This window comes from Agaribacterium sp. ZY112 (assembly GCF_041346925.1).
Lineage (GTDB): Bacteria > Pseudomonadota > Gammaproteobacteria > Pseudomonadales > Cellvibrionaceae > Agaribacterium.
In genome coordinates this window covers 3,422,657-3,442,479 of record NZ_CP166840.1, presented here as the reverse complement: position 1 = coordinate 3,442,479, position 19,823 = coordinate 3,422,657, and the positions used below count along the sequence as shown (strand labels likewise).

The following is a 19,823-nucleotide window of genomic DNA, read 5'->3' as shown; positions in this document are numbered from 1 at the left end:
TTTTTTGGGAGGGGCTAATACAATGAATCAGCTGATCATTTATTTTTTGTCCGTTTATTTTGCTTTATTTTTTGGTGTTGCAGTTGTTTGGAGGAATTATACCGTTGCAAAGAGCACCGGAGTTAATGCCTTTAAACTTAACCAAAAGTCAGGGCCTGAGGCGATCACAGGCATCTATTTTAAATGGTTACCCGTATTATCTATTTTAATATTTATCGTTTATTCATTTTTTCCAAATCTATATATGTTGCTGGGGTCCATCGAATTGCTCATCAGCACCTCGGTTAAATATGCGGGTATGGGAATTATGACGATTGCGCTAGTTTGGGTGGCAACGGCCCAATCTCAGATGGGAGCCTCTTGGTGCATTGGTATTGATCATGAGCAAAAAACGGAATTTGTTCAGCGAGGCCTATTTCGGTACTCAAGAAATCCGATTTTTGTCGGCATCATTTTTATATCGCTTGGTTATTTCTTGCTTTTGCCAAATCCAATCACATTCGCGATTTTGGCTCTTGATATTGCATTGATTCAAATACAGGTAGCGATGGAGGAGGAGTATCTAACGAGATTGCACGGACAACAATATCGGGATTATTGTCAGCAAGTTAGACGCTGGCTATAGGAGATTGTCATGCACAGTCACAATCATCATCACGAAAATGCTTCCTCCAAAAGAATCGCATGGGCTTTCTTTTTGAATGTGAGCTTTACGATCATCGAATTTATCGGAGGCTGGCTTACTAACAGTACCGCCATCATGGCCGATGCGGTGCATGATTTAGGGGATAGCCTTTCAATTGGCTTGGCCTGGCTGCTTGGAAGACTCAGTGAAAAAGAGGCAACGACTAAATTTAGTTATGGCTACCGCCGGTTTTCTTTGCTGGGAGCGCTGATCAATGGCGTGGTACTTGTTATTGGTTCGGTCTGGGTGTTAACAGAAGCTATTCCAAAGCTATTTAATCCAGAAATGCCAGTTGTCGAGGGAATGCTAGGCTTGGCGATTATGGGCGTCATGGTAAATGGCTACGCAGCCCTTAAGTTAAGCGCAGGGAAAACATTGAATGAGAAAATTCTAAATTGGCACTTACTGGAGGACGTACTGGGCTGGGTAGCCGTATTGATTGTTTCGATTATTTTGATGTTTGTCGAGTGGCCGGTTCTTGACCCCATTCTCTCTATCGTATTTACGCTTTTTATTCTAGCTAATGTGGTTCGTAACTTATGGACTACCATCAAATTGTTTCTTCAAGCCGCTCCAAGTACCGAAAGTTACCGAGGCATCCGATCATCACTCTTAAGATTTAATGAGATTAGTGAAATTCATCACCTACATCTTTGGTCGCTTGATGGTGAGCACCATGTGATGACGGTGCACTTGGTACTTAATAAATTTGTCCTGCCTGAAGCACAACTTAAACTAAAAAAAGATATTGCCAATAGCTTGGAAGCATATGGCTTGCAGCACACAACCATAGAGTTTGAATTCCCAAACGAAGCTTGCCGAGATCAAAACCATGACGAGAACAATTAGTCACCTTGCTAAAGCGCTCAACATCAACGTTGAAACCATTCGTTTTTATGAACGGAAGGCCCTCATCCAACAGCCGCCAAAACCGGACGTGGGTTATCGGCATTACCCTGATGAAACTGTAAATAGAATACGTTTTATTAAACGTGCTCAAGAACTCGGTTTTACACTTGAAGAGGTGTCACGTCTACTGAGTCTTGAGGATTTCCCATGTAGTGACGTACAAGCGCTTGCTGAAAATAAACTCGAAGCAGTCCAGACAAAGATGAGGGACTTGAGGCGCTTGGAAAGTGCACTAAAAGCGTTGCTTTTACAATGCAATACGAATGAAGACGAAACCCGATGTCCAATCATCAATTCACTTCAGCCAAAGTGATGCCATGCCTTGACTCCGTATCTAGGTACGGAGTCTATACTCTACTCGTCATTCACTTTACTTGGAGAGGGCTGTGCAGAAAACATCATGGTCACTTATCGCAGGAGTTGCTGCCGCGTTTGGTGCTAGCCTTTGCTGTGCTGGTCCCCTCATTCTTTTGAGTGTTGGCATCAGCGGAGCCTGGATAGCCAATTTGACCGAACTTGAACCCTACCGGCCACTCTTTATCGCCGTCGTTGTCGCTTTGTTTGGATGGGCTGGTTGGCGAATATTTAAGTCCGATCTTACAAAGCAAGATTTCTGTATCCCCGGGGAAGCCTGTGCACAACCAAGGGTACAAAGAAACCGTAAGCTTTTGTACTTTGTTGCTGTACTGGTCGCAATGATCTTAATTTTCAGCCCATATTGGGTTTTATTTTTTGCGTAAGGGTTAAGCCATGAAAAGAGCAATGATATTGACACTCTGTTTCCTGTATACCAGTTTTGCGTTTGCCGTAGAGCAACAAGTCACATTGAGCGTACCGACGATGAATTGTGCGACCTGTCCTATTACGGTTAAAAAGGCGCTTAAAAACATCGATGGTGTGATCTCCGCTGAGGTGAGCTATAAAACCAAGCTGGCAATTGTAATTTTTGATGATGAAAAAACGGGAGTCGCCTCATTGGTAGAAGCCACTACCAACGCAGGTTACCCGTCGAAGCTAGAGTTGAGCGATACAAATGAGTAAGAGTGTTGAACTAGAATCTGTACTTACTTGCCCAGAGTGCGGACATGAAAAACAGGAAACAATGCCAACTGATGCCTGTCAATGGTTCTACGAGTGTGGATCTTGCCACGTTGTCTTGAAACCAAAACACAGAGACTGTTGCGTGTTTTGTTCGTACGGCTCGATTCCTTGCCCTCCAATTCAACAGGATCGAACATGCTGTTCGTGAGTCATTTCAAACAAACATTTAAACTACATATAAACTACATATAAACATCAAGGCTTGAGTAACCGCAAGCGATTAGCATTTGACACAACCGTCACCGAAGAAAAAGCCATTGCAAGGCCCGCGACAACAGGATTCAAAAGCAATCCTATTACTGGGTAAAATACTCCGGCCGCCACGGGTATGCCCAGCGTATTGTAGATAAATGCGCCCCACATATTCTGCTTAATATTTTTGAGGATGGCCTTGCTAACCGAAATTGCATCTACTAAGCCATGAAGAGAACCTCGCATCAAAGTGATATCTGCACTCTCAATGGCAACATCCGTCCCAGTACCAATTGCAAACCCGACATCAGCTGAGGCCAACGCTGGTGCATCATTTATACCGTCACCCACCATGCCAACGATTTCCCCTGATGATTGTAGGCTTTTAACGGTATTCGCTTTTTCTTCTGGAAGAACTTCCGCTACAAAATCTTTAATTCCTACCTTTTTCGCAACTGCCTCGGCAGTTAAATGATTATCACCCGTTAGCATCACCGGTTTGATACCCAGGTTTTTAAGCCTCTGTATCGCAGAGATTGAGTCTTCTTTAATAGGATCAGATACCGCGATTATTCCTGCAAGCTTATTATCTACCGCTAGAAACATTGGCGTTTTAGCTTCGGACGCAAGGCTGGAGGCAAGTTCATGAGAATTTTTAGCATTATCCATTTGAAGGGGTATGTTGTTTTCCTTCATGAGTGCAATATTTCCAAGCAATACTTTTTTGCTGTCTAGTGTTGCCACTATGCCCTTACCGGAGACTGCATCAAAGTCGTGAGCATCAACTGTTGTAATTCCGCGCGCTTTAGCGCAATCAATAATTGCTTGAGCAAGTGGGTGCTCGGATCGAAGCTCTACACTCGCCGCTAGTTTTAGCAATTCCTCTTCATGAAACTGACTGCCAGTAATAATCTCCGTTACATGAGGTGCGCCAACAGTAATTGTCCCCGTTTTGTCGAGCACCATCGTGGTTATTTTCGATGTCGTCTGAAGTGCTTCACCGTTACGGATCAGCACACCATACTCTGCGGCCTTACCAACACCAACCATAATTGACATTGGCGTCGCTAACCCGAGTGCACAGGGGCAAGCAATAATGAGCACAGTTGTTGCTGCCACAAGCGCATAGGCATACGAAGGCGACGGCCCCCAATTAAGCCAGACAATTGCGCTTAAAAGCGCAATAACCACGACAGAGGGAACAAAGTAAGCGGATATCGTATCGGCAATTCGCCCAATCGGAGGTTTAGAGTTTTGTGCTTGCTTGACCAAACTGATGATATTAGAAAGCGCTGTATGCTCACCAACGGCGGTCGCCTTTATGACAATCGATCCTGTTTTGTTAATACTTCCTGCCGAAACAGAATCACCACATTTTTTTTCAACAGGGATGGGCTCTCCTGTCAACATGGACTCATCAATTGAGGTAGCGCCTTCAGTCACATCCGCATCAACAGGAATTTTTTCTCCGGGACGAACGCGAATGAGGTGACCAATTTCAACTTCAGCGATGGCGACATCAATTTCTTCACCTTCTAATAATCGCCTTGCCGTTTTTGGTTGTAGTCCAATGAGTCTTTTAAGCGCATCACTGGTTCGTCCACGCGCTTTAACTTCGAGTGCCAGCCCCAAATTAATTAGTCCAATAATCATGGCGCTTGCCTCAAAGTAAATATGGCGAGCGAGTTCGGGGATGAGTGAAGGCACAAGTACAACGACGATTGAATAGAGCCAAGCAGCGCCTGTACCTAGCGCAATAAGCGTGTCCATTGTGGCAGATTTGTTTATTAAAGAACGCCAAGCCCCAATGTAGAATCGGCCTCCAGCGATATACATCGCCGCAAGGGTTAACAACCCTACGATTAACCAAGATACCTGTTCTTGTGGTGAGTTAATCGTCATCGAACCGCCAGCCAAACCATAGAGCATAAGAGGGATGCCTAGCCCTAAAGCCAACCACATATCGCGTATCAACCGCCTATAGTAGATGTGATCTGACTTGTCACGATCTTGCTGTGCTTGGTTTAGATCACTAGCATTGGTTACTTGTGCCGTATAGCCAATCGCTTCGATCGCATGAATAAGTTGCTCAGAACTCGCATCGCCTTCCACTGCAACAGTTCGCTCAGCAAAGTTCATTTGCGCCTTAGAAACACCGGGGACATTGTTTAGGGCAGACTCAATTTTGCTGATACAGCTAGCGCAACCTGCACCACCAATCTGCAATTCAGTGGAAGGTATTGAAGCGAGGTGACTATTCATGGGAACCCCCTTTCAGCTGCCACGCGAGCATGAAAATTTGGTTAACTTGATTTAATAAACGCTGATATATCTCCTCTCTATCAGGTGTACAACAAGTCACATGCATACTGCCTACAATGCCGCCCGTTTCTTCGACGAATTCGATTAAACGATCAGCATAGGAATCTTCCTCATTCGGCTGGCTTACCAACTTGTATGAACGCAACAAAGCTTGCATGCGCTCGCTTTTATTCGGCTGGCAACAGGTCGCGCTTAGCCGTCCGATATCGCTCCCCGTCGACTCGAGTAGCGATATCAGCTTGTCCTGCAATGAACTTTCCATATTATCTTCGTGTGACATTAGACCTCCGATATAAGTGAGTAACCATACATAATCAAATACTGGGCATAGTTAAACATTGGAGCTGACTCCAGAGTCAAGGCCTTGCCGAGTCAGTTATCGTGCTCTTGCTCTGGAGCATTACCGGATTTTCCCTCCGCATTAAAGCTATCGATAATCGGGCAATCGGACTCGCCACTGCGAACACATTGTTCAATTAACCCTTTCATCTCTTCTCGGAGAGCGATTAGGTCGTTTATACGCGCTGTTAGCTCTGATACCTTGATCTCTGCGAGACCTCGAACCTTGGGTTTTGCATTTATCGGCGATGCTCTAAATTTAATCAGTTGGGCAATCTCATCAAGGCTAAAGCCTGAGTGTTGGGCATTGCGTATGAAGCGCACTTGCTCAACATTGCTTTGATCATAACTACGGTACCCACTGCTGCTTCTCTTTACACCATTTAGCAAACCGATTTTTTCGTAGTATCGCAGCGTATCAACCGTGACATCTGCTTTCTTGGCGAGATCTCCAATTTTCATTTGCCCCCCCTAACCGATCACTAATTATCGTCACTTAGCTTTAAGATATGATTCATTCCCGCTTCAAAATGCCCTGGAATGTTACAAGCAACCATTACAGTGTCGAGTTTCCCAAATGTCCAAATTAGAGTTTTCGTCTCTCCCGGAGGAACAGTAATTGTATTCCCATCAACATGCTTCATATTGGGGTGTTTACGCATCATTGTTCGATGTTGTTTATGCTCATCTTCAGTGCCTATTGAAAACTCATGGGGTAACTTGCCCAAGTTATTCACAACGAACTTTATAGTTTCTCCCGTTTTTATTTGGGGTTCGTTTCCAAATTTGAATCGCATGGAGTCCAAGAGATCGACCTTTATCGTTTTCGCTATTGCATTAATTTCACCGGGTTTTCCGGCGGGGCTTTCATGGTGGTGGTCATGATGATTGTGATTATGTGTCCCTTCAGCAAAGACTGAGGTAGGGAAAATGAAGACCAACAAATAAAATATCCTGCTCATATCAAGTACCTTTAGATTTGGTTATTTACCATTTTGGATTTAAAAATAAGAAAATAAACAGCTGGTAAAACAAGGAGGGTCAAAACCAAGGCGCTGACCATCCCTCCAACCATAGGTGCTGCCAAACGTTGCATAACCTCTGATCCTGTTCCATCACCGTACATGATCGGAAGCAGTCCAACGATAGTTGCACCCGTTGTCATCAGCACTGGACGAACGCGTAAAACAGCTCCATCTAAAACGGCTTGTTTAAAGATGGCTAGTGGAAGATGCGTCGAATTTTGCTGGCTAGATTTAGCTTGCTCTACAGATTGATTGAGATAGACCAACATGATCACGCCTATTTCTACGGCGACACCGGCTAAAGCAATGAGACCAACCCCTACAGCGATTGAAAAATTAAATCCGAGTAAATACATCAGCCAAAAACTGCCAATAACGGCCAACGGCAGGGTTCCCATAATGATGGCGACCTCAGTAAAACTCCTGAAATTTAAGTAGAGAAGTACCACGATAATAGCGAGAGTTAGCGGTATAACATAAGTCAATTTGGCTTTCGCTCGCTCCATATATTCGTATTGCCCAGACCAACTAATCGAATAACCAGCGGGTAAGTCTAATTCACTATCGACAATGCTTTTTGCTAGCTCTACGTAGCTGCCGACATCAACGCCATCAATGTCAATAAATGTCCAGCCATTAATACGTGCATTTTCACTTTTAATGCCTGGCGGGCCATCGACGATATCAATTGTTGCTACATCACCAAGCGCAATTCTTCCTCCTCGAGGCGTAACGATGGGTAAAAGAGCGAGTTGCTTTGGAGAGTTTCGGTACGCTTGTGGGTAACGAATATTAACGGGATAACGCTCTAGGCCTTCCACCGTATGAGTAACATTCATTCCACCAATGGCAGAAGCAATCACTTGCTGAACATCGGCAATATTAAGACCAAAACGTGCGGCTTTCTCACGGTGGATATCAATATCAAGATAGCGGCCACCGGCAACGCGTTCCGAATACACCGATGCAGTACCCTCAACGTCACTTAAAATAGTTTCTAGTTGCTGGCCGATAGATTGGATAACGCTTAAATCTGGGCCTGCCACTTTAATACCCACTGGAGTTTTAATGCCCGTCGCCAGCATATCGATTCGCGTTTTTATTGGCATTACCCAAGCATTGGTCACGCCAGGCAACTTCACTAAATTATCGAACTCTTTCTTTAGCGATTCTGTCGTGACGCCTTCTCGCCACTGATCCCGAGGCTTCAGTTGAATAAATGTTTCAATCATTGTTAGGGGAGCAGGGTCAGTCGCTGTCTCTGCACGGCCAATTTTCCCGAATACGTTTTCAACTTCTGGCACTGTGGCGATCAGCTTATCGGTTTGCTGTAGCAGTTCCCTTGCTTTACCAATCGATATCCCAGGATATGTGGTCGGCATATACATTAGATCCCCTTCATCAAGGGGCGGGATAAATTCACTACCAATTCTTTGCATCGGCCATAGTGTGCTCAATAAGATTAATACCGATCCCAATACAGTAGTTTTAGGGAACCTTAAAACCATTCTTAAAATTGGCGTATAGGCTTTAATTAATACCCGATTAATAGGGTTGCGATTTTCTGGTAAGACTTTCCCTCGAATAAAATAACCCATTAACACGGGCACCAAAGTTACAGCTAACGCTGCTGATGCCGCCATCGCATACGTTTTGGTAAACGCCAGCGGGCTAAACATTCGTCCTTCTTGTGCTTCTAGTGTAAATACAGGAACGAAACTTACAGTAATAATCAGTAAACTAAAAAATAATGCTGGCCCAACTTCTGTGGCCGATTTACTGACAATTTGCCATCGGTTCTCTGGCGTTAAGGGTGTGCGTTCCATGTGTTTATGCATATTTTCAATCATCACAATTGCACCATCGATCATCGCGCCGATCGCAATGGCAATTCCGCCTAGGGACATAATATTCGCGTTAATGCCTTGAAAGTACATCACAATAAATGCCGTTAATATCCCGATGGGCAGACTGACAATTGCTACGAGTGATGAACGGACGTGAAACAGAAAAATAATGCAGACAAGTGCAACGACGATAAACTCTTCAAGGAGTTTTTCCCAAAGGTTGCTGATCGCGTTTTGTATAAGGCCAGAGCGGTCATAGACGGTGACGATTTCAACACCTTCGGGCAACCCTTTTTTAAGGGCCTCTAATTTTTCTTTCACACCGTCAATGGTAGTTTGTGCATTTTCACCAAAACGCATCACGACGATGCCGCCAACGGTTTCCCCCTCGCCATTTAATTCAGCAATGCCTCGTCGCATTTGTGGCCCTAATTGAATGTCGGCGATATCCTTGAGGAGCAACGGCGTACCGGTCGGATTTACTTTGATTGGAATATTGGCCAGATCATTTTTGTTTTGTAGGTAACCCGAGGCACGTACCATATACTCGGCTTCGGCCATTTCGATGACGGATGCGCCGACCTCCTGGTTCGCTCGTTTGATAGCCATCTGTACATGAGCAAGGGGGATATTAAATGCTCGTAATTTTTCAGGATTAACCGTGACTTGGTATTGTTTGACCATCCCGCCAACGGCTGCAACTTCAGATACGCCGGGAACTGTTTGCAATTCGTATTTTAAAAACCAATCTTGCAAACTACGCAGTTGGCTGATGTCGTGTTTCCCTGACTTATCGGTAAGTGCATATATATACACCCAACCCACGCCAGTCGCGTCGGGCCCAAGTTGAGGCTTGGCCGATTCAGGCAAAGTTGGCGCAACTTGGCTTAGGTATTCCAATACACGGCTACGCGCCCAGTATAAATCTGTTTTTTCATCAAAAATTACATAGACATACGAGTCGCCAAAAAAAGAAAAACCCCGCACAGTTACAGCACCAGGAACGGACAACATAGCTGTAGTGAGCGGGTACGTCACTTGGTCTTCGACAACCTGCGGGGCTTGCCCAGGATAGGATGTTTTGATGATGACTTGAACATCGCTGAGATCGGGTATCGCATCCACTGGCGTTCGTTGAACGGAAAACAAACCTAATCCGACCAAAATGGCCGTGGAAAGCAGAACGAAAAAACGATTACCAATGGACCAACGGATAATGGAAGCGATCATTAGTGGTGTCCCTCCATATTGTGAAGCTGATGGTCTTCCTTGCTAGGACTTTGATGATCCTCAGGGCTATTCTGTTTATCGTTGATTGAAAGATCATCCGATTTAATTATTCGAGTGATAACAAAATCACCGTCATTAATTATGAATTCAAATGTAAACGCATCACCTTTTGACAATTCAATAGCGGTAAGCGAATCATCAACCAAGAAATCTATCGTTGCGGCTGGGCGATTCCATTTTTCTATCGGTCCACGCGTGATATTGATAACACCCTGCTCACTATCAATACTATTGACTACACCGCTCACAATCGCTGATTGAGTCTCATGATGAGGCTCTGACATCCCCATAATATGGGTACCAATAATTTCATACAGTCCATCATCACCCATCTTGATTTGCATGTGTAATTCGGTGTTAGGCTGCAAGCTATTAAAATCAATATCGTCATCCACGCTGAAGTTCATCGTCATGGCCATCATGCCCCATTCGTCGATAGCATCGTGACTGACTTTCACTTGTCGTTTTTCGGTGATTTGTTCATCGATTACTGCAGACACCCATACAAATTCCACCTTATCGCGTTCAGTGCTCATGCGTTTAAAATCTGATGTTTTACTCGATTCCGAATCAAGTAAAAATTGTGCAGAAGAAACAATACGTTCGCCTTCAGCAAGTCCTTCAAGTACTTCGATTGAGTCTTGATTTTCTCGCCCGACTTTTACCGCAATGGATTTAAAACTACCTTCACCCAAAGCCAATACCACCCGATCTTGGTTGCCGGTGCGAATAAGTGCTTCACGAGGAATAACAAGAAGTTGTTCGGCGCTGTCCGAATGCACCGCAACTTGTGCAAACATATTGGGCTTAAGTGCTAGATCTGGATTATCAAATCGTAACCGTAATCGGACCGTACGCGTTTTGCTGTCGAGTGTTGGATAAACGTAATCAACCCTGCCTGACCAGGTCTTCCCAGGTAAATAATCCAGCGTCATCGTGACAGAGTCACCTGATTTCACTAGCGCAGCTTGTCGCTCAAATATCTCAGCTTCTACCCACACTTGATCCAATGCGCCAATGCTTAGCATGGTAGTTCCAGGCTTTACAAAAAATCCTTCGCGAATATTCAAGTTGTCCACGACACCGGACTGAGGTGCGTAAAACGTCACTGTTTGTTGAATTTTTAGTGTTCTTTTGAGTGTTTCGATAGATGCTTCAGGAATTTGCAATGCTTTAAGCCTATCTTCCGCGGCTTGAATTAAACGTGCGTTTTTTCGGTTTAATGCAAGCACCAACTCTTCTTGTGCATTTACTAGCTCTGGCGAATACAACGCGTAAAGTGGCTCTCCTTCTATTACCGGGTCACCCGCTGCTTTAACGTGGAGTTTTTCCACCCACCCGGATACACGAGGATGAATATGGATAAGCTTGTCTTCATCGTACTTAACATAACCTACCGTCACAATCTCACTATGCAGAGGTTTACGCTCTACCAAGCCCGTACGCACACCGAGATTGTTAATCACGTCTGGTGAGATACTAATCGTACCGGGGCCCTCATCATTGGATTTTTCGCCCTCGTCATAAACAGGGATTAAATCCATACCCATGGGCGATTTTCCAGGTTTATCACGTCGGTAATTGGGATCCATCGGCGCCACCCAATACAGAGGCTCCTTTTTAGTACTTGCCATTGGGTCAGAATTCGACGTTCCGCCACCAAAGGAATACATTAATACACCACCGACAAGTGCACCTGAAATAGCCGCAATCAATGTCGCAGGCTTGAAAATATCTGATTTATTCATGATTTCTCCTGTCGTCACACTTTTCTAAAAAATGCAACGCTGCTAAATTCGTTTTCGATTATTTTCCGGCTTGAAAATAATTGAGTTGGGCGATGTTCTTTTGGATCTCGATATCAACGTGTAACGCTTCAATGCGAGCATTGATCTCTGCAATACGCGCACGCACGACTTCAGCAAAATCACCGTCATCATTTGTGTAGGACGACAAAGACGCTTCCGCCTGTTCTGCCATTTCCTTTAATAAACGCGTATCAAATAAAGACTTTCGTTCAGAGAGGCGGACATGCTTGGCTTCTGCCGCGTCATAGCCGGACTTCAATTGACGCAAAATTAGGGCTCTCTCTGTCTTTACTGCTTCTAACTCTGCGTTGGCCGACTGAACTTTTTTGTCTTGGCGTTTACCTGTAAATAGGGGAACATCGAAGCTAACCCCCACAGAAAAGAAGTCTGACCGATCATCGCCCATCGGGGTTTGATCGCGGTATCCGTAACTGGCATTTACGCCCCATTGAGGTTTGTAGCTTTGTTTGGCAACCCGAACACCCGAATCAAAAGCTTTGATTTTTTTATCAAGGCTTTTAATTTTCGGGTGCCGGCTTAAGCTTTCAGAGAGCTGACGAAGCTTTTGTGAGAGATCAGATGCACCAATTAATTCTGGTGCGCTGAGTGGTATAAGATTGCCTAACGACGTATTTTCAGAAAGTGAAATGCTAGGATTGCCCAGCCACTCGCCGAGACGCGCGAGGGCCATATCCCGTTGCTGACGCAAGCGTGTTAAACGATCATCAAGGCGCGTCAGCTCTAACTGCGCTCGCACGAGATCTTGCTGGCGTGTTTTACCGGCTGCGGTGGTATAACTGGATTGAGCTACATCCACTAAATGCTCAAAAAGCGCTCGATCATCTTCGATCAATCGGATCGTCTGTTCACTTTTGTAGGCATCCAACCACAACTGAGAAACAGTAACAGCCACTTGGGCATTGCGATCCTCTCTCGCATGGGGCTGCATCTCACTCAAGTTTTGCAGTTTCTCTCGCTTTAACGAAAGCGTCTTTCCGCGTGGAAACATTTGGCTGACCCCGACTTTAAACTGGGTCATCCCCTCTTGAGAGAAATCCAAAGTATCTATGGGGAGATTGGCGATGCCCAGACTGACGGATGGATCTGGAAGCGAGCCACTCTCGATACTCAAAGCCTCAAGGCTTTCTTGGCGTTTCATACTGCCGATCAACCAAGGATCTTGAACCTGGGCATCCTTAACAGCACGCTCGAGTGTATAGCTTTCCGCCTGGGCAAAGCTTGCTGATAAAGCGAGTACCGAAACGCATAGGAACATCTCCCATATTTTTCTTTCAAGGCCCATTAGTATTGCTCCTCTAGACTAGAGACGGCGGCAAAAGGCTCGGTGCTACCATCAGCTTTGACCAGCAAAACCTCATAGGGCGTAAAACGATCTCCCATTTCCATACCTGGGCTACCTGCTGGCATACCCGGTACCGCTAGTCCAATAGCACCTTCCGGCGGGTTCGCTAAAAACGCCGTGATATGCTTGGCGGGAATATGACCCTCAAAGAAATACCCCTCTGCAGTCACTCCTGTATGGCAGGACTGAAGTTCGCGAGGAATATTGAATTTCTTTTTAATGGCATCGAGAGAGTTGCGATTACGAATCGTGGGGTCAAATCCATTCTCTTGGATATGTGAGACCCACTTTCCACAGCAACCGCAAGTCGGGCTCTTAAATACCTCTATTGCTAGCCCTTTTGAAACACCGGCGTTTTCATCCGGCAATGAAGAGTCCGAACAAGCCGCAAGGGCTACCAATACGAACGATAGGAAGCTAAAAGTGATAACTTTCATTGATTAATCCTCATAACTTCACAAGCAAAAACTGCTTGTGAAACTGAATAACGGTGAGGATCAAAAGGATCCTCGGCTTAATAGCGCCTTATTTCGGGCGCAACAGTAGTGTGGTTAGCCGAGAATGGGTGGACGATAGAGAGAACGAGCAGGCTCTAAAACAGCAGCTTGTTTCAGGAAGAAGTTGAAGGTGTTGTGGAAGCCAAGGGTTGGGAAGCTGACAGACGTTAAAATCATGTTAACTGAATGACATGCCGTCATGGGACATCCATCCTCGCAGCACTCTGCGCCCGGAGTGGATGATACTAGCGGATCTGACTCATGGTTTTCCTTTGTCATTGAATGATCCATATCACCGTGACAATGCGAACCAGCAGACTCTTGGCCACCAGAACTGGATTGACCCGCCTTCATGTTCGTATGAACACCCGCAAACGCCCCTTGCCCAATGAAGGCCAAGAGGAAAAAAATCACCCATTTGCGAGCGTTTTTAGTGGTTCGGAACGAATTCATACAAAACATACTGTCAGATTATAGGTTTAACACTAACATTTCGCACCCACTTTTCCAAGAATGTCCGCTTATAGGTTGACCTAAGTCATATAGGACGTGCAGCACTCAATCTTTCTAATGGGCTGTTAGCAGCCTTCAAGAGGTAAAAGAGGCCTCCGTTTGGCCTCCCCAAATTGATAGATGAATAACATTCTGTCATTTGGTGTTGGTAGGTACGCTTGATACCTACCATACCGTTCAAAGAGTCGTTACTAGCCCCTTTCCTTGCAACTCGAAACATAACGTATACTCGAACACTATCTCTCAGCTTCGGAAAATAGTTTTCAATGCAACATGCCGACCCTAATAAATAAAGTAGTTCAACACCTTGAGCGGCTCGAACGTGGTATCCTATTCTATATTGATGAGCTTTACGGGCTCGCCTCCGTTGGTTCCGTTCACAAAGCGGTAGCCAAACTAGTCCAGTCTGGCAAAGTTATTCGCGTTAGCCGGGGGATGTACGCTGCCCGAAAACCGCTTCCCAGCATCCCAAGTATTACTGTCACCACCAGCCCGGAAAAAATCGCCAGACTTTGGGCAAGAAAGCGTGGATATCGCTTAGCGAGTCAAGGGCTTTATGCTGCCTACAGAGTCGGGTTTCAAACACAAGCTCCAATCCGAACCGTTTATTGGAGTGACGGGCCTACGAGGGAATTTAGGTTAGACAACGCTATCGTATTTATTTGTAAAACTTCTGCGAAAAAGCTTAGGTGGGCAGATCAAACTTTGGGTATGTTGTTACGAGCTATCTACGTCACAAACGCAGATTACGTTGAGCTTAAAGATTTACACATCGCGTTTTACCGACTGTCTATTCACAATGCAGAGATCGTAAAGACTCTTAAATTACTACAAGAAGAGCCCTTGCCTAAGAAGTGGATCAGTAAGCTTAAATCTTTCGAGAAGCAGTCTACTCAAAGCTCTGTTGATTTAGGTCCTCAGTAAATCCATTGCTGTTTACATTGAAAGCTATGGAACGCCAATTATCCGGCTTGGATTATTCTTTCCCTGACATAGACTGAATCATTACCTGTAACCCCTCTTGGGGGGCAGCGCCAATGACTTGGCAATATTGGATGAACTCCAATAGAGCCCGTCTTTTACGAAACGTATAAAAATCTAAAACTTGTGAAGCGCGGGGGAAGTACATTAGCTATAGATTACATGGCCTGTATTATTGGATTGGCTCATGAGGCTTGGGAGATGTCAATACGATTCAGCTACCAGGTGATGTTCGAGTGTTTGCTGAGGGTCTTATGCAACAGGGCGCGCTCTCGCGACTTCCTGATTCGCTCTTCCTTTATGCGGACCTTGGTGGAAGCTCTCTCTGCAATAGAGGCTCATAAGGTGGTTTTTGCTTAACTGTATAGACTTACATTGATGGACCACTAGCCGACTTATTAAGGAATTAATTGGCGGGTGCTACGGGCAGGTTCTGCTTTTTTATGGGGTAATGGCTCAATCTACGTACACGAATTATCGCAGATACGAGACTAACTAACCTACGCGCCAATCGGAAGATTGTTTATCCAACAAATAAGGAGCTAACGGCAGTTGAAACTGATCCCTGAGACCAATCGCTGCGAGTGCATAAATATGAAAAAAACATGTCGTTTCACGCAAGGAAACAGTTCTTGAAAATAACTCTTCGGTCGATAGCCTCCTTCGCTTAAAAGAAGACAAACAAGAAAAACAAGAAAAACATTATCGAAGCGTCATTCATCCTTCGCCCAACAACCCTCCTGGATTGGCTCCCTTCGCGGTGCTTAGCTTAGAAAAACAACGAATCACTATTGATTTTTCTTAGGAAGCATCTATTCCAAAGGCTGGGCATAGGTGCAATAACTGTGTTTCTTTAGGTTAGGCCACCAGCGTTGGGCTGATTAGAACGCGTTTAAGTAAGACTCATGCATAAATCGGTATACTCCACTTCCGTTGATCATCTGATCTAGATCCGCTGAATACTGAGCCTCCAGAATAGCTTGTAATTCTTTTGTCAAAGTATCGTAGGTGTATATATTTACGAACTTAAGGTAAAACGGATCAATCTTGCGCTCGAGATACTTATAGAATTCGTCTTCGCCTTCAAAATACCCGCCAGCTATATTTGTAAACCTTCCTTCACCTGTTGCGAAGTAGTCAACCAAGGAGAAATATTTAGCCATTCTGGGCCCCGATAAAAATTTAATAGTAGCTCTCTTAGTTTATGAGCATTGGAGGGGCTCTTAACAACCGGCATAAACCTCTTAGCCGAGCCAACGATATAAACTTCTGTTCCTACTCAATGACTGGGGTATTTTATCCGCTAAGCGGTTTTCCACACCCCGCACGAAATTCTACAGAAAAATCGACCCTATGTCTTAATACCAACAGCGATCCAGTTGCAGGAGTACCTTCAATATACAACCTTTCAAGTTCCGACAAAGTACTTCGCTTAATACTCTCGAACAAAAAGCCTGAGCTAAGCGTCTAAGGCTTTACACTAAATTAAGTAAACTGTAATCGGAACTCGAGGTAAGCCTGCCTCGTGTTACTATTCTAACCGATTCAAAAAATACTATGGAATAGGTTCATGCCGTCGATTAGGAGAGTTGAAATATCGAGATTCAGAGGAATTAACGCTCTAAGCTGGTATCCCAAGCCGGGACTTAACTGCCTTATCGGTCCGGGAGACTCATGTAAATCAACAATACTCACGGCCATTGATTTCGCCTTAGGCGCTAGGCGTAACATATCGTTCTCGGATGCCGACTTCTTTTGCACGAATACCGAAGATCCTATTGAGATCACTGTAACTCTGGGAGATCTCCCTGATGAGCTACTTCACCTTGATAAATACGGCTTGTTTCATCGAGGTTATGACGCAACAAATTACACCCTTTATGACGAGCCTGTCGTTAACCTCGAGACCGTCATCTCCGTAAGACTTACTGTTCGGAATGATCTTCAGCCCGAGTGGGGACTTTATTCTGACCGCGCATTAAATGAGGGGGTTGAGAGAAGCATTCCATGGGCGCAAAGAGAACTAATAGCGCCAATCAAGTTGGATACAACTAATGATAGGCATTTAACTTGGGGTGTCCGCTCTCTACTAAACCGGCTATCTGATGACGCAATTGATATATCCGGAACGTTAGCCTCGGTCGCACGACAAACGCGGAACGCATTCAACACTCAACCTATTCCCGAATTCACACCCGTTCTTACACGCGTAAAACAGATTGCTGACCGCCAGGGCGTGGAGCTAGGTGAATTGAAAGCATTGCTAGACGTTAACGGAGTCTCATTGAGCAACGGCTCCGTATCCCTTCATAACCAAGACAACACACCATTGCGTCAGCTGGGCACTGGATCTACTCGGTTGCTGGTGTCAGGCATCCAATATGAGACGTCAAATGCAAGCATCCTTCTCATTGATGAGGCGGAGTATGGCTTAGAACCCTTCCGTATCACAAAGCTGTTAAATAACTTAGGAGCCAAGTCGGAGCCACCTGGCGCTCAAGTTTTTATCACGACTCATTCACCAGTTGTTCTGCGGGAACTAAAGGCTGAGCAGGTTTGGATCGTCAGAAAGCAAAACATACCAAATCCTCCAGTCACCGGTGTTCCGCAGCCAGCAGTCGCGCCGCCCTCAACCTTAACTCACACGGTTAAACAAGCTTCAAGCGTCGCTGGGGCTCAGGCAACCCTTCGGTCAAACCCCGAAGCTTTTTTTGCGAGAAAAGTACTTGTATGCGAAGGCAAAACAGAGATTGGTTTATGTAGGGGCATAGACCTTTTTAGAATGGATAGTAATAATATAACGTGGCTTGAAAAGGGAGTCGCTTTCGCAGATGGTGGCGGAGACCGTATGTTCGAGCGGGCAACGGTCTTCCAAGTATTGGGATACCGAACAGCCATTTTTAAAGATTCTGATAAGCCAAACGAGCACCTTGCACACAGCCAGCAAATGGCTGTGTTGCAGATACCGGTAATTGAGTGGGGTAATGGTTTTAAGATCGAGACCGCATTGTTTAGCCAAGCCAATGCTGCACTTATTCCGCGACTCCTTCAAGCCGCAGTCGCTTGGAAAGGCCAGCAAAGAATCGACGCTCACTTGATGAATGCATCAAACGGCCAGCAAAACTATAGCTCATATTTAACAGGCTTTTCTGAAGTTAACCGTTCCTTGCTAGGTGAAGTCGCAGGTTCCAAGGGCTGGTTAAAAGACATTGAACCCATGGAGAGTGTCGGTAGAACCATAGTTGGCCCGTATCACGCTCAATTTTCTGCTTACTTTCAGCAGATATTGAATTCCCTGTTTGGGTGGTTAGACGCGCAATGACCAGTCCAGAAGCGATCCTATCAAGCGGTAACGGCCTTATCGTTGCTCCTGCAGGGTGCGGAAAAACACAATTAATCGTTGAAACACTTAAGCTATCCCCTCCAAAGCCTTTCTTGGTACTTACCCATACGACTGCGGGAGTTGCAGCGCTCCAGGCACGCCTAAAGAAGGAGCGGGTGCCTAGGCAAAACTACCAATTGACTACGATAGCAGGCTGGGTAATTTCGACGGTATTAAAATTTCCTGGTACTACAGGGGTCACTCGGGAAAATCTAAACAACCCAGATTACACCACCTTACACAACGCCGCCGCAATACTGATCGGTAGCGGCCACATCGACCGAATCCTAAGAGCTACTTATTCCCGACTTTTAGTCGACGAATACCAGGATTGCACAAACAGTCAGCACAACCTCGTAGCTCAACTATCAAGATTGCTACCAACCACTGTGTTTGGTGATCCTATGCAAGCTATTTTTAACTTCGGCGATGATCCTCTACCTTGCTGGAGCAATGTTGTCCAAAGTCATTTCCCTCTCATTGGGGAGGTGAATACACCATGGCGATGGAATAACGCAGGTTGCCCCGACTTAGGAAATTGGCTGTTAAGTGCACGGGAGATTTTAGGGTCGGGTAGAGCCATTGACATCAGCACTGGCGGGCCAAATATTAACTGGGTTCAGCTCACAGGTAATCCTGCGAGCGATCAAGAGATACAGATCGAGCATCAATATCAAATTAACAATCAAACACCTAACGATGAATCAATCCTAATAGTTGGTGACGCCAGGCGCCCCCAAAACCGGCACGGGTTTGCCCAGCGCACAAGGGGAGTTGGAGTTGTTGAACGAGTCGATATGATCGACTTAAAAGGATTCTTTGAGGCTTTTCAGAATGAAGATAAAGCCATGCTTATTTCTCAAGCCTTAAACACTGCATCATTAGTAATGAGTGGCGTAGGAAAAGCAGCACTGCAGAAACGTATCGCTACCATAGTGGCCGGAAGATCCAAGAAAGAGTCTTCCCCTATAGAGATTGCGGCTGCCAATGCCGCCACGACCGGTGACGCAGAAAGTTTTCTTCATCTATTCAAAGAATTCGAGCACGCGGAAGGCACCAGAATATTTCGTCACGCTGCCTTGGCAGTGATTAAAGACTCTCTACTCTTAAGTAAAACAACAAAGACGCCCCCCATAGACGCCTTTATACGTATTATCGAAAAAAGGCGCCACTCCGGAGAAAAGAAAATTCCTACAAAAGCTATTGGCTCAACACTACTACTCAAAGGGCTAGAGGCAGACCACGTAGTCATACTCAACGCAAACTGCGACTCTATGAATGCTCAGAACCTTTATGTCGCCCTAACTAGAGGAGCAAGGTCAGTTACGATCCTTGCATCCAATCCGCACATTGGGTTATAGAAATCACGAATCCCCACCGATATATTCCTATTGCAGGCGCTGCACCAATTTGCAGGCGAAACCTGAAAACCCAAACTAGTTTAACTTGCAAGTATTGGGCGTAAAAAAGCCCTGAGCGTAAAGAGATAAAATCCAAGATTTACTAATCATGAGTAACGCAAAATACTACATCTTGAGATTTTTGAGTGCGTGTCCTAGTTACTTCTTC

18 protein-coding genes are annotated in these 19,823 nt (G+C 45.2%); 9 read left to right on the top strand and 9 right to left on the bottom strand.

Annotation, left to right across the window (positions count from 1 at the left end; translation table 11 throughout):
• The first annotated feature begins 4 nt into the window (after window positions 1–4).
• From AB1S55_RS14950 to AB1S55_RS14925, 6 genes are all read left to right on the top strand, one after another.
• Window positions 5–625: an isoprenylcysteine carboxylmethyltransferase family protein gene (locus AB1S55_RS14950; RefSeq protein WP_370978983.1), complete on the top strand. Its 621-nt coding sequence runs from the start codon at window positions 5–7 to the stop codon at window positions 623–625.
• Window positions 626–634: 9 nt separating this feature from the next.
• A complete protein-coding gene (locus tag AB1S55_RS14945) occupies window positions 635–1,534 on the top strand; it encodes a cation diffusion facilitator family transporter (protein WP_370978982.1) in 900 nt (299 codons plus the stop codon).
• Window positions 1,518–1,907: an Hg(II)-responsive transcriptional regulator gene (gene merR, locus AB1S55_RS14940; protein ID WP_370978981.1), complete on the top strand. Its 390-nt coding sequence runs from the start codon at window positions 1,518–1,520 to the stop codon at window positions 1,905–1,907. The genes AB1S55_RS14945 and merR overlap by 17 nt, the downstream gene beginning before the upstream one ends.
• Before the next feature lie 73 nt (window positions 1,908–1,980).
• On the top strand, window positions 1,981–2,334 hold the full coding sequence (locus AB1S55_RS14935; RefSeq protein WP_370978980.1) for a mercuric transporter MerT family protein: 354 nt from the start codon (window positions 1,981–1,983) through the stop codon (window positions 2,332–2,334).
• A gap of 10 nt (window positions 2,335–2,344) precedes the next feature.
• Window positions 2,345–2,635: a mercury resistance system periplasmic binding protein MerP gene (merP, locus tag AB1S55_RS14930; RefSeq protein ID WP_370978979.1), complete on the top strand. Its 291-nt coding sequence runs from the start codon at window positions 2,345–2,347 to the stop codon at window positions 2,633–2,635.
• A complete protein-coding gene (locus AB1S55_RS14925; protein WP_370978978.1) occupies window positions 2,628–2,843 on the top strand; it encodes a GDCCVxC domain-containing (seleno)protein in 216 nt (71 codons plus the stop codon). Before merP ends, AB1S55_RS14925 begins: the two co-directional genes overlap by 8 nt.
• Before the next feature lie 47 nt (window positions 2,844–2,890).
• Here the strand turns inward: AB1S55_RS14925 and AB1S55_RS14920 are convergent, their stop codons facing one another.
• The 9 genes from AB1S55_RS14920 to AB1S55_RS14880 form a co-directional block, all read right to left on the bottom strand.
• Entirely contained in the window at window positions 2,891–5,149 is a 2,259-nt protein-coding gene (locus AB1S55_RS14920; RefSeq protein WP_370978977.1) for a heavy metal translocating P-type ATPase, read from the bottom strand.
• Complete coding sequence (locus tag AB1S55_RS14915) at window positions 5,142–5,489, bottom strand: hypothetical protein (protein WP_370978976.1); 348 nt, start codon at window positions 5,487–5,489, stop codon at window positions 5,142–5,144. The genes AB1S55_RS14920 and AB1S55_RS14915 overlap by 8 nt, the downstream gene beginning before the upstream one ends.
• A 92-nt stretch (window positions 5,490–5,581) precedes the next feature.
• A complete protein-coding gene (locus AB1S55_RS14910) occupies window positions 5,582–6,010 on the bottom strand; it encodes a heavy metal-responsive transcriptional regulator (RefSeq protein WP_370978975.1) in 429 nt (142 codons plus the stop codon).
• 20 nt (window positions 6,011–6,030) lie between these two features.
• Entirely contained in the window at window positions 6,031–6,510 is a 480-nt protein-coding gene (locus AB1S55_RS14905; RefSeq protein WP_370978974.1) for a hypothetical protein, read from the bottom strand.
• Window positions 6,511–6,521: 11 nt separating this feature from the next.
• A complete protein-coding gene (locus AB1S55_RS14900) occupies window positions 6,522–9,650 on the bottom strand; it encodes an efflux RND transporter permease subunit (RefSeq protein ID WP_370978973.1) in 3,129 nt (1,042 codons plus the stop codon).
• Window positions 9,650–11,425, bottom strand: coding sequence for an efflux RND transporter periplasmic adaptor subunit (locus tag AB1S55_RS14895; protein ID WP_370978972.1), 1,776 nt, complete (start codon window positions 11,423–11,425; stop codon window positions 9,650–9,652). The genes AB1S55_RS14900 and AB1S55_RS14895 overlap by 1 nt, the downstream gene beginning before the upstream one ends.
• 91 nt (window positions 11,426–11,516) lie before the next feature.
• Window positions 11,517–12,821 (bottom strand): TolC family protein, encoded by a 1,305-nt coding sequence (locus AB1S55_RS14890; protein ID WP_370978971.1) that lies wholly within the window; start codon window positions 12,819–12,821, stop codon window positions 11,517–11,519.
• Window positions 12,821–13,318, bottom strand: a complete 498-nt coding sequence (locus AB1S55_RS14885; protein ID WP_370978970.1) for a DUF411 domain-containing protein — start codon at window positions 13,316–13,318, stop codon at window positions 12,821–12,823. Before AB1S55_RS14885 ends, AB1S55_RS14890 begins: the two co-directional genes overlap by 1 nt.
• A gap of 114 nt (window positions 13,319–13,432) precedes the next feature.
• On the bottom strand, window positions 13,433–13,831 hold the full coding sequence (locus AB1S55_RS14880; RefSeq protein ID WP_370978969.1) for a hypothetical protein: 399 nt from the start codon (window positions 13,829–13,831) through the stop codon (window positions 13,433–13,435).
• Window positions 13,832–14,164: 333 nt separating this feature from the next.
• Between AB1S55_RS14880 and AB1S55_RS14875 the strand changes: the two genes are divergently transcribed.
• The 3 genes from AB1S55_RS14875 (at window position 14,165) to AB1S55_RS14865 (ending at window position 19,615) form a co-directional block, all read left to right on the top strand.
• Entirely contained in the window at window positions 14,165–14,815 is a 651-nt protein-coding gene (locus AB1S55_RS14875; RefSeq protein ID WP_370978968.1) for a DUF6088 family protein, read from the top strand.
• 1,627 nt (window positions 14,816–16,442) lie between these two features.
• Window positions 16,443–18,194 (top strand): ATP-dependent endonuclease, encoded by a 1,752-nt coding sequence (locus AB1S55_RS14870; RefSeq protein ID WP_370978967.1) that lies wholly within the window; start codon window positions 16,443–16,445, stop codon window positions 18,192–18,194.
• The gene (locus AB1S55_RS14865) at window positions 18,191–19,615 is read left to right on the top strand and encodes a UvrD-helicase domain-containing protein (protein ID WP_370978966.1); all 1,425 of its coding nucleotides are present in this window, start codon (window positions 18,191–18,193) and stop codon (window positions 19,613–19,615) included. The genes AB1S55_RS14870 and AB1S55_RS14865 overlap by 4 nt, the downstream gene beginning before the upstream one ends.
• Window positions 19,616–19,823: the final 208 nt, after the last annotated feature.

What these genes read in the sequence shown, in the direction of transcription:
- AB1S55_RS14945 (WP_370978982.1), top strand. Translation starts at nt 635, where the DNA reads ATGCACAGTCACAATCATCATCACGAAAATGCTTCCTCCAAAAGAATC.
- merR (WP_370978981.1), top strand. Translation starts at nt 1,518, where the DNA reads ATGACGAGAACAATTAGTCACCTTGCTAAAGCGCTCAACATCAACGTT.
- merP (WP_370978979.1), top strand. Translation starts at nt 2,345, where the DNA reads ATGAAAAGAGCAATGATATTGACACTCTGTTTCCTGTATACCAGTTTT.
- AB1S55_RS14925 (WP_370978978.1), top strand. Translation starts at nt 2,628, where the DNA reads ATGAGTAAGAGTGTTGAACTAGAATCTGTACTTACTTGCCCAGAGTGC.
- AB1S55_RS14920 (WP_370978977.1), bottom strand. Translation starts at nt 5,149, where the DNA reads ATGAATAGTCACCTCGCTTCAATACCTTCCACTGAATTGCAGATTGGT.
- AB1S55_RS14915 (WP_370978976.1), bottom strand. Translation starts at nt 5,489, where the DNA reads ATGTCACACGAAGATAATATGGAAAGTTCATTGCAGGACAAGCTGATA.
- AB1S55_RS14910 (WP_370978975.1), bottom strand. Translation starts at nt 6,010, where the DNA reads ATGAAAATTGGAGATCTCGCCAAGAAAGCAGATGTCACGGTTGATACG.
- AB1S55_RS14905 (WP_370978974.1), bottom strand. Translation starts at nt 6,510, where the DNA reads ATGAGCAGGATATTTTATTTGTTGGTCTTCATTTTCCCTACCTCAGTC.
- AB1S55_RS14900 (WP_370978973.1), bottom strand. Translation starts at nt 9,650, where the DNA reads ATGATCGCTTCCATTATCCGTTGGTCCATTGGTAATCGTTTTTTCGTT.
- AB1S55_RS14890 (WP_370978971.1), bottom strand. Translation starts at nt 12,821, where the DNA reads ATGGGCCTTGAAAGAAAAATATGGGAGATGTTCCTATGCGTTTCGGTA.
- AB1S55_RS14885 (WP_370978970.1), bottom strand. Translation starts at nt 13,318, where the DNA reads ATGAAAGTTATCACTTTTAGCTTCCTATCGTTCGTATTGGTAGCCCTT.
- AB1S55_RS14880 (WP_370978969.1), bottom strand. Translation starts at nt 13,831, where the DNA reads ATGAATTCGTTCCGAACCACTAAAAACGCTCGCAAATGGGTGATTTTT.
- AB1S55_RS14875 (WP_370978968.1), top strand. Translation starts at nt 14,165, where the DNA reads ATGCCGACCCTAATAAATAAAGTAGTTCAACACCTTGAGCGGCTCGAA.
- AB1S55_RS14870 (WP_370978967.1), top strand. Translation starts at nt 16,443, where the DNA reads ATGCCGTCGATTAGGAGAGTTGAAATATCGAGATTCAGAGGAATTAAC.
- AB1S55_RS14865 (WP_370978966.1), top strand. Translation starts at nt 18,191, where the DNA reads ATGACCAGTCCAGAAGCGATCCTATCAAGCGGTAACGGCCTTATCGTT.